15 protein-coding genes and 1 pseudogene are annotated in these 12,150 nt (G+C 46.7%); 5 read left to right on the top strand and 11 right to left on the bottom strand.

From position 1 onward, the window contains the following. From BW944_RS06800 to BW944_RS06845, 10 genes and pseudogenes are all read right to left on the bottom strand, one after another. A pseudogene (locus BW944_RS06800) lies at positions 1-319 on the bottom strand (IS3 family transposase); the annotation flags it as partial. Between the two features lie 504 nt (positions 320-823). After that, positions 824-2,332, bottom strand: a complete 1,509-nt coding sequence (locus tag BW944_RS06805) for an acyl-CoA dehydrogenase family protein (RefSeq protein ID WP_076558104.1) — start codon at positions 2,330-2,332, stop codon at positions 824-826. Further along, positions 2,329-3,822: a class I adenylate-forming enzyme family protein gene (locus BW944_RS06810; protein WP_076558106.1), complete on the bottom strand. Its 1,494-nt coding sequence runs from the start codon at positions 3,820-3,822 to the stop codon at positions 2,329-2,331. The genes BW944_RS06805 and BW944_RS06810 overlap by 4 nt, the downstream gene beginning before the upstream one ends. Beyond that, complete coding sequence (locus tag BW944_RS06815; protein ID WP_076558108.1) at positions 3,819-4,193, bottom strand: MerR family transcriptional regulator; 375 nt, start codon at positions 4,191-4,193, stop codon at positions 3,819-3,821. Before BW944_RS06815 ends, BW944_RS06810 begins: the two co-directional genes overlap by 4 nt. A gap of 134 nt (positions 4,194-4,327) precedes the next feature. Further along, the gene (locus BW944_RS06820) at positions 4,328-4,861 is read right to left on the bottom strand and encodes a sugar O-acetyltransferase (RefSeq protein WP_076558533.1); all 534 of its coding nucleotides are present in this window, start codon (positions 4,859-4,861) and stop codon (positions 4,328-4,330) included. Positions 4,862-4,891: 30 nt separating this feature from the next. Then, on the bottom strand, positions 4,892-5,083 hold the full coding sequence (locus BW944_RS06825) for a hypothetical protein (RefSeq protein WP_076558109.1): 192 nt from the start codon (positions 5,081-5,083) through the stop codon (positions 4,892-4,894). Positions 5,084-5,089: 6 nt separating this feature from the next. Then, positions 5,090-5,449, bottom strand: coding sequence for a DUF4181 domain-containing protein (locus BW944_RS06830; protein ID WP_076558111.1), 360 nt, complete (start codon positions 5,447-5,449; stop codon positions 5,090-5,092). Beyond that, positions 5,450-6,688: a hemolysin family protein gene (locus tag BW944_RS06835; protein ID WP_076558112.1), complete on the bottom strand. Its 1,239-nt coding sequence runs from the start codon at positions 6,686-6,688 to the stop codon at positions 5,450-5,452. Positions 6,689-6,836: 148 nt separating this feature from the next. Next, positions 6,837-7,196: a fluoride efflux transporter FluC gene (locus BW944_RS06840; RefSeq protein WP_076558114.1), complete on the bottom strand. Its 360-nt coding sequence runs from the start codon at positions 7,194-7,196 to the stop codon at positions 6,837-6,839. Then, positions 7,196-7,561: a fluoride efflux transporter FluC gene (locus BW944_RS06845; RefSeq protein ID WP_076558116.1), complete on the bottom strand. Its 366-nt coding sequence runs from the start codon at positions 7,559-7,561 to the stop codon at positions 7,196-7,198. Before BW944_RS06845 ends, BW944_RS06840 begins: the two co-directional genes overlap by 1 nt. A 220-nt stretch (positions 7,562-7,781) precedes the next feature. Between BW944_RS06845 and rlmN the strand changes: the two genes are divergently transcribed. Beyond that, a complete protein-coding gene (gene rlmN, locus BW944_RS06850) occupies positions 7,782-8,864 on the top strand; it encodes a dual-specificity RNA methyltransferase RlmN (RefSeq protein WP_076558117.1) in 1,083 nt (360 codons plus the stop codon). Positions 8,865-8,997: 133 nt separating this feature from the next. Here the strand turns inward: rlmN and BW944_RS06855 are convergent, their stop codons facing one another. Beyond that, positions 8,998-9,183: a hypothetical protein gene (locus BW944_RS06855; RefSeq protein ID WP_076558119.1), complete on the bottom strand. Its 186-nt coding sequence runs from the start codon at positions 9,181-9,183 to the stop codon at positions 8,998-9,000. 385 nt (positions 9,184-9,568) lie between these two features. Between BW944_RS06855 and BW944_RS06860 the strand changes: the two genes are divergently transcribed. From BW944_RS06860 to BW944_RS06875, 4 genes are all read left to right on the top strand, one after another. Beyond that, positions 9,569-9,841 carry a hypothetical protein gene (locus BW944_RS06860; protein WP_076558120.1) on the top strand — a complete coding sequence of 91 codons (273 nt, stop codon included), beginning with the start codon at positions 9,569-9,571 and terminating at the stop codon, positions 9,839-9,841. A gap of 308 nt (positions 9,842-10,149) precedes the next feature. Continuing rightward, positions 10,150-11,043: a cidABC operon transcriptional activator CidR gene (gene cidR / locus BW944_RS06865; RefSeq protein ID WP_076558535.1), complete on the top strand. Its 894-nt coding sequence runs from the start codon at positions 10,150-10,152 to the stop codon at positions 11,041-11,043. Between the two features lie 178 nt (positions 11,044-11,221). Continuing rightward, positions 11,222-11,758 carry an acyl-CoA thioesterase gene (locus BW944_RS06870; RefSeq protein ID WP_076558122.1) on the top strand — a complete coding sequence of 179 codons (537 nt, stop codon included), beginning with the start codon at positions 11,222-11,224 and terminating at the stop codon, positions 11,756-11,758. Next, the gene (locus tag BW944_RS06875; RefSeq protein ID WP_076558123.1) at positions 11,755-12,129 is read left to right on the top strand and encodes a hypothetical protein; all 375 of its coding nucleotides are present in this window, start codon (positions 11,755-11,757) and stop codon (positions 12,127-12,129) included. Before BW944_RS06870 ends, BW944_RS06875 begins: the two co-directional genes overlap by 4 nt. The last annotated feature ends 21 nt before the right edge of the window (positions 12,130-12,150 follow it).

The raw sequence follows: 12,150 nt of genomic DNA on the forward strand, positions 1-12,150 counted from the left end.
AATCGAGGATGGCACAGATATAGTTCCATTTGGTGCCTACGCGCACATACGTCAGGTCACTGACGACAACCTTGCGAGCCTGATCCTGGTCAAAGTGACGACTCAATGTTTTCCCCTGATCCGACTCGTTGCACGTGCTTTTCATCGGTTTGAACTGTGCCACGGTATACTTGGACACCAGCCCCTGCTCTTTCATGATGCGGCCGATGCGACGACGAGACACCTTGCGCCCTTCTGTTTGAAGCTCATGCTTGATTTTCCGGGTTCCGAAGTTTTTTCTGCTTCGGTGAAAGATATCTACAATCTGGGCTGTCAGCTCATCTTCTTCGTATGAGTAAACCATTAGATACACTGGTGTCATAACTAGAGGTCAAAAGTGAACGCGAACTAATCAATCGATCAACTAAATGGGATACTTGGGTCTTAACGAAACTGGACCGTCTTGTTCACTCTGTAAATAATTCAATGGATATCTTTTAACTACTTATTCGGGGAAAGGCAAGGTTGCATACCTTTAATTATGAGGGAGACCGGTAATTCGTAAATGTGAGAACTACTTTTAATATTACGAATCCTTCGCACTGTCCATGTGTGACATGATTTTCGAACGGACTCAAGATGGATAAGGTCTAGCTAAAAAACGACCGGACTTCCGCGAAGGCCGGTCGAAAAAATATAGCACTGAGAGAATCTCCATCAGCCACTCTATTGATTGCAATACAAAAAGACTCAAAAAGTTTCCGCTCAATAATTGCGAAAATCTCACAAGTTCATCCCTTAAACCTTTTCTGCGTCACTAACAGTCCCTTGCTATTGCTTCACACTATAGTTGTTCGTAAACCACATCCTCGTACAGCCACGCCATATCTTTCATCAGCGACTTCGCCTCGAGCTCCTGCTCCACCTGTTGAAGGTTCGAAAAATTAAGCAGCCGCTCCTCCATCGCGTCAATCTGTGTCTTCATACTTCCTTCCGCTTTCTCCCTCAACATCCCGACAAACAGCGTATGCGCTTCGTACTTATTCACGAGTCGTAAGAGTTCCAGCGCCAGAATATTCGCTGTTCCTTCCCAGACGGTGAGTACCTGCGCATCCCGAAGCAACCTCGGCGTGACGAAGTCTTCGATGTAGCCGTTGCCGCCGTGCATCTCTATCGCTTCATGTGCAAAGTCGATGGACTGCTCGGCTGACTCTTTTTTCATAATCGCAATCAGGAGACGGTTCAACACTTCTTCTTCTTTCGTAGCTTCGCTTTCCGTCACTTTTTCATACAGCTGAATCATATCGAACACAGCCGTCGTTTCTTTCTCCAACTTCACCCGAAGCTCACGTAAGCTCTGCTGAATCATCGGAAAGTCTACGAGTCTGCGACCGAACGCATTTCTTCCTTCTGCATAGTGAAGGGCTTCTGTATAACTCCGCCTCATAATCCCCAGCGAAGCGACGGCGTTACAGATTCGAGACAAATTAAGAGCTTCCATCATGTAGTAGAAGCCGCGGTCCGCCTCCCCCACAAGATACGCTTTCGCCCCGGTGAATTCCACTTCCGCCGAAGGAACGGCACGAACTCCGAGTTTATCTTTCAGCCGGCGGATCCGGAGATTATTCCCTTCCCACGGGACGAGGAACAGAGATAATCCCCGGGAGCCCTCCGGCGCATCTTCCATCCGGGCCAGCACCATCGCTACGCCGCACATACCGGCATTCGACGCGAAATATTTTTCGCCGTACAGATGATAATGATCTCCGTCCTGGACCGCTTCTACGACGTTCGCCCCTACGTCTGAACCTCCCTGTCGTTCCGTCAAAAAAGTCGCCCCTTCATAAAGCTCCGTATCACCGGTAGCGAGAACATGCGGGAGAAACGCCTCCTTCAAGTCTTCATCGGCGTAATGATCGAGGAGGTACGCCGTAGCCATCGTCAACGTTACCGGACAGTAGAACCCGGGCTCCGCCTGGGAAAGAACGTATCCTTGCGCGAAGCTGTACGTATAGCTGCCCTTTCTGGCGATCTCGGGAATATCCTTATGCACATACCCGACGATTCCGGTTTCATACGTTTCCTTCACCGTCTGTCTGTACCCTTCGTTCACCCAGACCCGCGAGACCTCTTCCCCGAATTTATTGTATTGCTCCAGTCTCGGTTGGCCATCACGGTCTGTGTGTCTGGCTCTTTCATCAATCGGTCCTGCCGCCCGTTGTCCGAAATTCTTCAGTTGTTTATCCGCATAACTGAAGAGCTCGGTATCCATATACTGTTTCAGGAGTCGCTGCAGAAATTCATCTTCTTCGTAAAAGTTCTCCTGCCTGATCTTTTCCTGAAGTACCTTCATGCATGAGCCCCCTTGAGTGACTGCTTCAGAATCTTCCCGGAAGCGTTCCGCGGCAGTTCTTCCACCTGTTCATAAATTCGTGGCACTTTATAGGAAGCGAGACGTTTTTCCAGGGTGCTCCGGATTTCCGTATCATCCACATCTCCGGCATACACGGCTTTCACCGTTTCTCCCCATTCGGGATGAGGCACGCCGATCACCGCCACTTCACGGATACCCTCTATTTCTAGCATGACATTTTCGATTTCCTTCGGATAAATATTCACGCCACCGGAGATGATCATATCTTTCTTCCTGTCGACCACCCAGTAATAGCCGTCTTCGTCCTGCATCGCGAGATCTCCCGTCCTTAGCCATTCCCCTGCGTATACAGCTTCCGTTTCGTGGGATTTACGGAAATACTCACGCATATTCCCCTCTCCGCGCAGAGCTATTTCACCGACATCACCCTGAGGTACAATTTCACCGACATCGTCGATCAGACGTATCTCCGTTCCCCAGGCAGCTCTTCTGCCGATACTCCCGGCTTTCTCCGTGTGTTCTTCATCGAATAAAAGTGTGCCGCTCGGTCCGGCTTCAGTCAGGCCATAGACACAGACGAATCGTCCGCTCGGGAAGGCTTGTTTCATAGCGTGTACTTCTTTAGCGGATAAAGGAGCTCCGCCATAGACCCACCATTTCATCGAAGACAGATCCCGTGCAGAAGGGTCGGCCATTTGCATCGTCGTCAAGTAAGCGACCGGTGCTCCGAAGAAGTGGGTCGTTCTTTCTTTTTCAATCGTGTCGAGGAACAAGTCCGGGGTGAAGGTCGGGGTGAGCACAAGCGTTGAACCCGTCATCAGTCCCGCTACGAAAAATAGATGCAACGGCGCGGAATGACTGAGCGGCATGCTGAGAAGAATTCGGCTCTCCGGTTTCACTTCCATTTCGATATTGATCATCGTCGCGACTTCCAGAATGCTGCGATAGGAAAACAGCACGCCTTTCGGTTTACCGGTCGTCCCCGACGTATACAGGATCGTCGACAGATCATCCTCTCGTAAATAGCACTCGATCGGTGTCCCTCTTTCCTTTTCGAGCATCGTCCAGAACGACATCCACTCCCCTGTCGCTTCTCCGGTTTTGATTTTGGAAACCGGGCTATCCAGCTGTTTGACCGTATCGAACAGAAGTTCATGCGCGATGAGTGCCCGTGCCCCGCTGTCGGAAAGTATGTGTTGAAGCTCTTCCGGAGAGAGTTTCACATTAATCGGAACGACGATAGCCCCGATCCGCTGCACAGCAAGATAAGCGATCGCGAACTCCGGTACGTTCGGAAGAAAGAGAGCTACCCGGTCCTCCGCATGGATTTCCTTCTTTCTGATAGCGCTTGCAAATTTGTTGACGAGTGAGTTGAGTTCCCGGTACGTCAACCGTGTATCCTGACAGACAATCGCTTCCTGGTTAGGGTATTTACGTGAATTTCTGGCGAGTAACGCTGACATGTTCATTCTTTTTCCTCCTTCAATTTTTGTTTGAATCCTTCTAGAAGGTCTTCCATTTCCTGTTTCAACGCCTGGAACTCTTTAATCGATGCTTCGATTTCACGGACCCTTGCTTCCCCGTATTCGATTGTCCGTTCCAGCTGCTTCTTTCCGCTGCGGTCCTCATCGAAAAGCAAAACCATTTCACGAATCTCGTCCAGGGAGAAGCCGTATTTCTTGCCGCGTAAAATAAGTTTCAGCCTTGTTTCATCCGCTTTCGAATACTTCCGCTGATTTCCGGAAGAGCGATCGGGCTCAAGCAGACCGATTTCTTCATAGTACCGCAATGTCCTGGTGGACACTTCGAAAGTTTCAGCGGTTTCCTGGATCGTCTTCACCGGGTTCTCACCCCCTTGCTACTTCTATTTTAACATTGACGTTTACGTAAAGTTCAATGTAATTCATAAAAAATTCTGAAAAATTTCAAGGGGTTTTCTTCCATCAAAAAAGGCAGAGAATTATTCATCTCTGCCTACGTCTGCCATATATTTCTGATTATACGAGCCGGATTTCCTCCGACGACCGTGTCCGCCGGAACATCTTTCGTGACGACAGCGCCTGATGCGATCACGGCCCGGTCTCCGATGCTCACACCCGGATTGATGATAGCTCCGCCGCCGATCCAGACATCATCCCCGACGCTGACCGGTTTCCCGAATTCTTTTCCACTCGCACGATCTTTGGCATCAAGGGGATGCGTCGCTGTATAAATGTGAACACCCGGAGCAACCTGACAACGGTCACCGAAGCGGATCTCACAGACATCCAGAAAGACACAATCGAAATTCATGAAAAAATCTGTTCCCACATGGATATTCTCTCCGTAATCACAGCGGAAACTGGGTTCTATGTACAAGGATTCCCTGGAGCCGAACAGATCTTTCACCAGTTCCGTACGCCGGGCTCCATCGGCTTCAGTATTGATGCGATGTGTTTGTTCCCTTGCCCGTTTTCTCAAGTACATAAGTTCTTTATCAGAAGGGTCATACATGCCCCCTCTCAGCATCTTCTCTTTTTCCGTCAAGTTTCCACTCTCCTATATCCAGTGTCCGATAAGTTGGAAAAGAACGATTATAATCGCCAGAATCGGCCCGACGATCAGCGCCCCAATGAACAGATGCTTTATCATGTCCATCACGGGCTGAAAAGGAGACACTTCTTCCTTTTGTTCTTTTAACAGACGGTTCGTTTCTTTCAACTCTTCAAGAATTCTCTCCTCATTGTTCATAACGTCCTATAACCCTCCCATCAAGGTAAATAGCGCCATGAGAAAAAGAGACAGCACAGCAAGAAGGTCGTAGTAATACCCGCGGTCCTCCGGCTTCCGTTTCTTCGCTTCAAAAGCCTGAATCAGGAAATATCCCATCAGGAGCAGCGGCACGACAAAAAAAGTGTCACCCACCCCTCTATTGAGGAAAAGGTATAAAAATGCTGTAAGGAGAATCAGGACCTCAGCCGCTACAAAGCGCTTATCCCTTCCTGCCCACAGAAGGCCCGACTTGTCCGGTTCAATGCCCCACTTCCGCTTGAAAAGCCATTCACTGATAGTGATATGAAATACAACGACGGCGACGACACCGAGCACCGCCAGCACTTATTCTTCCTCCCGGGGAAGTTTCTTGATATGGACACGCCTGATCATCCGTCCTTCTATACCCAGGACATGGAATTCAAGACCGTCTCGTTCGATCACTTCTCCGTGTTCAGGGAAATCATTGCATTCTCTCAGAATATATCCTGCAAGGACGTCTTCTTCTTCCGGAATATCCGTATCGAATATACTGTTCAAACGACTGAGAGTGATTTTACCATCACAGACGATTTCATCTTCCGTGAGACTTTCGACAAGCGGATCACTGCCATCGTCCCATTCGTCTTCGATTTCAAGCCCGATCATCGCTTCAATGGCATCTTCGTGAGTAAGAATGCCTTCTGTACCACCGTACTCATCGAGGACGATCGCCAAATGCTTTTTACTCATCGTCATCTTTTTGAAAGCGAACTCCATCGACTGGAATTCATACACGAGAAGCGGTTCCGGATCATAATAATCGGAAAAAGGCCGCTCCGGGTGTTCGTACCAGGATAACAGGAACTTGGAGTGGAAGACGGCAACAATGTTATCGATATCCTCATCATAGACGGGGTACCTGGTATACGGGTTGTTGACGACTTCGTCGCGCACTTCCTCGAACGTTGCATCCTTATCCAAGGCAATCAGATCCACTCGCGGTGTTTTCATGACATCTTTGACGTTCAGGTTATAAAAATCGAGGACGCCCTTGATCCGGTAAGATTCTTCGGTGTGGAACTGACCCTCGGAATCAGCGACATCCACCATCGTCCGCAGTTCTTCTTTCGATACTTTCACATTTTCCGGCTGTCCCCTCGATAAATAAATATTGAGTTTATTCGTGAACCAGTTCAAAACGAGAGTAAGTGGTTTGAAAAGAAATACGAAAAATCGGATGACCGGAAAAACGACGAGCGCGATCCTGTCCGGGAACGTCGCAGCCACCGATTTCGGTATCACTTCCGCAAATAGAATGATGACGATCGTCAAAATCGCCGATGCCAGACCGACACTGAAGCCATATTGAATGGCCAGGGTCGTTACAAGTGTCGGCAACAATATGTTTGCTACGTTGTTTCCTATTAATATCGTAGTGATGAACTCACTCGGTTTCGCTACGAGTTTCAGTAATTTATCGGCACGCCGGTTGCCGTTATCCGCCTGGGTCTGCAGGCGCATTTTGTTCGTCGCTGTCAGAGCTGTCTCGCTCCCTGAAAAGAACAGCGACACAAAAATGAGTGCGATAATCGCAATGATCAAAACGCTTCCTCCTTCAAATGTCTAACCTAAAATTCACCTTCGAGCATTCAAAAATCCTGTACCTCTATGTATCAAAACAAGCGGATTTTCTTTCCCTCTTTTACTATACCTTAAATAATAAACAGTGAAAAGAAAAGCAATGGTCCCTTCACGAAAGAATATTCCCGATAAGGAACCCGGCAAACGCCAAAGCGATTCCACCTGCATAACTAAGACCCTGATATAAAAAATACCGCTTTCTCTTTCTATCCGTCAGCATGTTCCATCCTTCGAGCTGAAACGTCGAAAAAGTGGTCAGGGCCCCCATCAGTCCTGTTCCTGCGAAGAGTAGCCACCGATCTGGAACAGCGACGCCGATCAGAACACCGAGCACCATACTCCCCACCAGATTCACTGCCAGTGTGCCAAGAGGCAAGGACTCTTTGTTCCACTTCGTGCTGAAATAAAATCGCAATACCGCGCCTACCGCCCCGCCGCAGCCGACGAGGACTATAGAGAGGAACGTCATCACTCCCTCCCCCTTTCTCCGAGGCGAAATCCGAGAAACGAAGCACTCAGCCCACCGAAGATAGTTAAGCTTATGTATAGCAGAGCGGCAAGATAGACCTCTGTTTCAATCATACTCACTGTTTCCACACTGATCATGGAGAACGTGGTGAACGAACCGAGCAGACCGGTTCCGATCGCCTTCCTCATCTGTTCGGACAAAACAGGGGCACGAAAAGTGAACCACGATAGCAGAAACGTTCCGATTAAATTCACCGTCAGTGTAGAAAAAGGGAAGACCGCTTCCGGACGAAAAAAAAGCTCTCCCGTCATGTAACGGAGAGTAGCACCTATAAAACCGAAAACAGCTATGTAAAAATACATCATTTTCTATCCTCCGCCATTCCTTGGATTGGAAGTAACTCCTATTTTATTTTATCACATTTTTTATTTCATAAACGGTAACAACAAGCTATTCGATTATATAATAATGAAGGAAAGATATCACTTACATCCCTATGTTATAATTATAAACAAAAATCTTGTATGCGATCTATTCATCCCTTAGTATAAGAATAGTGAATTTTTGAGAATGAGGAGCGTATATATGAAAACATCCATTTATGGACTAACGTTCGAGCAGCTGACGGATTGGCTTGTGGAACACGGTGAGAAAAAGTTCCGTTCCAAACAGGTGTGGGACTGGATCTACCAGAAACGTGTAACGGATTTCAGCGACATGAAAAACGTGAACCAATCCTGTATAGATGTGCTTAAGGAGAACTTTACCATTGAAACGTTGTCTGAAGAGATCAAACAGGAATCCGAGGACGGTACTGTCAAATACCTATTCAAACTGCACGACGGAAACATAATCGAAACGGTGTTGATGCGTTTCAATTACGGACTTTCCGTCTGCGTGACGACACAGGTCGGCTGCAACATCGGCTGTTCCTTCTGCGCGAGCGGGGTCCTGAAGAAGCATCGGGATCTATCCGGCGGGGAAATCGTCGAACAGATCATGAAGGTCCAGCAGGATCTCGATCAGAAGCAAAAAGAAGAGCGTGTCAGCCACATCGTAGTGATGGGAATCGGCGAGCCATTCGACAACTACGAAAACCTGATCGACTTCTTGAACGTCGTCAACGACAAAAAAGGACTTTCCATCGGTGCTCGCCATATCACGGTGTCCACCAGCGGTATCGCACCGAAGATGTATGAATTTGCGGATGAAGGTATCCAGATCAACCTGGCTCTCTCCATCCACGCACCAACCAATGAACTGAGAACCCAGATCATGAAAATCAACCGCGCCTATCCACTCGAGAAACTGATGCCGGCCATCGACTACTATCTCGAGAAGACGAACCGGCGGATTACGTTCGAGTATATTCTTCTGAAAGACGTAAACGACCACGTCAAGGAAGCGCATCAACTCGCGGACTTATTGATGGATAAGAAACATTTATCCTATGTGAACCTGATTCCGTACAACCCGGTTGCGGACAATCCATATGAGCGTAGTGAGAAAGATGCGATCCTGAACTTCTATGAAACACTTATGGACCGCGGCATCAAATGTGGTGTCCGTACTGAGCACGGTACAGACATTGACGCTGCCTGCGGTCAGCTGAGAAGTAAGCAGATTGAAAAAGAGAAAGCGCGCAAAAAAGGTAAAGTCGGTGTCTAAGTAGTTAAACCGTCTCCTCCATTTGGATGAGGCGGTTTTGTTTTGTGCTCACTCAGCCTGAAATAAGTCACGTACTCCCTTCCCCAGATAAAAAATAATCCGATATGCAGTTGATTACATATCGGTAATGAAATCAGAAATATTTTGTATACTTTGGGTTTTGCGCTTTACTGACAGCACCATGGTCCCGGTAGAATTCCTCCACCGTTTCCTCGTCATCATAACGACTGTACGAATCTTCCTTCGTTTTCTTATCAAAAATCGCAGAAAGCGTAATCAGCCCACCAAGAATCGCCATTCCGCCCAGTAGCCACCACATGACTCACACCTCCTCTCACTCTTTATATTCCCTTTTTATAGAGGACTAATCTCTTCTTCCATCCTGATGCGAAACTTTCATCTTCCATCAAACAGGAATCTGGGCAATAGCTGATCGTACGAATAAGCCCCCGAACAGTTTTTGTTCTGGGGCTTATTTGTCTTCGATTCCTTCCATTAATGGGCGATGAGCGTGAGAGAGTTTTCACCATCAGAGCAATGAAGTGACAAAAAATGAACTCTTGATAAAAGGAAATCTGATTCCAAATCTAGAATCCTATATTAGGTTGAGATTATCCAGTTTTATAATGTAAACAAAGTCTCTCTTCCATTAACAGTAGAAATATAGCGACAGAGAGACATCTTCATTCGAAAGGGTGAGTTAAGTGACAAAAGATAATTTTTTACGGTTTGTAACTATTGGGACAGTCCTATCTGTAATGGGATTTATACTTTTGATTTTCAGTTCTAACCTTGGCATTTATAGAGCTGACGATTGGCTAATGAATGAAGGTGGAACGAACAGAGATATGTTCCTTATTCGAGCTGAAGGTTATATAAATGCCTTTATGGTTTTTGGTGCAATATGCTTGAGCATAGGTTTTTTCACTCTAATCTTAGCCTATTTTATAAAGGTGATGTTTACGAAAGAGCAATAGAAATTTTAAGTAGAAAAAAAGACTATCGTGCATGGTTAATTAAGATTTCGGTTCACTAAGATAATTAAAATCAACAAAACTTCCATGAAGATAGGGGTGTGTTTTTCTATAAATATCAACATTAAACTTTAACAGAGACGTTCCTTCTCATTTATGCTTCCCTCGATACATAAAAGTTGCTCCCTCAATGTTTATTTTCAGAGTATCCTTATGAATAAACGGATTAAAACTTTGTGGTGAAAGAGCTATGATACAATTGCACAGGGTATTTTCATTTCCCTACTCCTACAAGAAATCAGGTGAACTTTATCGATATCAGACATCTCACATATTTCATCGAAGTCTCAAGATTCGAAAGCTTCACGCGTGCGGCGGATCATCTCTTCGTCACCCAGCCCACCATCAGCAAAATGATCAAAAATCTTGAAGAAGAACTGGGCGTGGAACTGTTCGACCGCTCCCGGAAAAAATTAGTCCTTACAGACGCGGGTCGTGCGATTGCTGACAAGGCGGAGACGATCGTGAAAGCTTCGGAGAACCTGAAAACAGAACTCGACGATTTGATTGGTCTTCAGAAAGGACACATCAGAATCGGGCTCCCTCCTATATTGGATGCCGAGGCGTTCATACATATTCTGGGGGAATTCCATCAGCTTTACCCGCATATAACCTTTGAACTGATTGAAAACGGTACGAGAAAAATCGAAGAGGATATCCTGCAGGAAAACCTGGACGTAGGCATCGCCGTCCTTCCGACTGAAGAGGAAGAGTTCAACCACTTTTCTTTTCTCCAGGAAGAATTGCGGGTGGTCGTCCCTCCTTCCCATCAACTGGCCTCCCGGAAGCGTATCGATATGAAGGAACTGGAAGAAGAACTTTTCATCATGTTCCATAAAGACTTTGCGCTGCACGAACGGATTCATGACGCTTGCAGAAAGGCTGGATTTTCCCCGAAAACCGTATCCGAAACTTCCCAGTGGGATTTCATCGGTAAAATGATCACTTCCGGCCTCGGTATCTCCGTCCTTCCTTGGAGTGTAGCGAAATTGCTGAAAGAAGATGTGCGATTGTTGAAAGTGAGGAACCCCGTCATCGAATGGGATGTGGCAATCATCTGGGGGAAAAATCATTATTTATCCTACGCGACAAGAGAGTGGCTCCGTTTCACCCAGGAGCGGCTGCTCGAAAACACCTCGGATTAAGAGGTGTTTTTTTATACCCACTTCTAAAAATTATTCCTATCAGGCATGATTGAAACCATTTTCATAGATGATGTCTATCTTTGTAATGATAACTCTCCATTTCACATTCCGCTTCTGCGAGGCGTACACTTGGGTTATTGAAAGCTTGGAAAACCTCAGAAGAAAGAAGGACTAGAAAATGAATGAAACAAAATTCCCGAGAGAAAGTCTCATCGTCAATACAGATCAGGTAATGATCAATGACCTCAACAACTACAACACCCTGTTCGGTGGTGTCCTTATGAAAAAGCTCGACAATAATGCAACACTGTCGGCACGCAGGTATGCACGGACGAAAGAATGTGTGACCGCCTCGACCGATTCCATCGACTTTCTGCACCCTATCCACCAGTCGGACTCCGTATGCGTGGAATCGTTCGTTTCTTATACTGGAAATAAATCGATGGAGATTTTCTGCAAAGTGATTGCCGAAGACATGATTACCGGGGAACGTCGTATGGCAGCGACCGCATTTCTGACATTCGTCGCCCTGGATGAAAATAAAAAACCTATATCCGTCCCTCAGCTCGTGCCCGAGACAGAAGAAGAGAAATTCTTGTACGAATCCGGCAAAGAACGTGCGGAACGCCGCCGCACGAGAAAGCAGCATAGCAAAGAACTGACAGAGATCATCGGTCTTGAAAAACCGTGGGAAAAAGGAGTCGAAGCAAAATGAAGCACAACGTTGCAGGATTGAACCAGCTGTATGAAGTGAAAAACGAATTGGAAGTGATGAAACAGCAAAAACCGGAGTTGAATGACCAGTTGATCCATGTCGTCAGCCTGACCAGGCAGCTCCAGTTGAAATATGGATATATGGGTTCGCTGATAATGGATGAGAACCTTCCGCGATACGAGCCGAAGTTTCTGCGAGGCTCCATTCTCCGGTTGTATCATCAAGAGGTGCAGCAACTGAAAGAGCATACTGATATCGATTACCTGAAAAATATTCTGGTGAAGTATGAAGACATCAATGATTCCAAAATATTTCTCCTTACGCTCGGGGCGAAACCGGAACTTTTGCAGGGGTCGGAAATCATGAATTGAAAAACCAGCCTCCATAGTTTT

The sequence above is a fragment of the Salimicrobium flavidum genome, assembly GCF_900156645.1.
GTDB classification, from domain to species: domain Bacteria; phylum Bacillota; class Bacilli; order Bacillales; family Halobacillaceae; genus Salimicrobium; species Salimicrobium flavidum.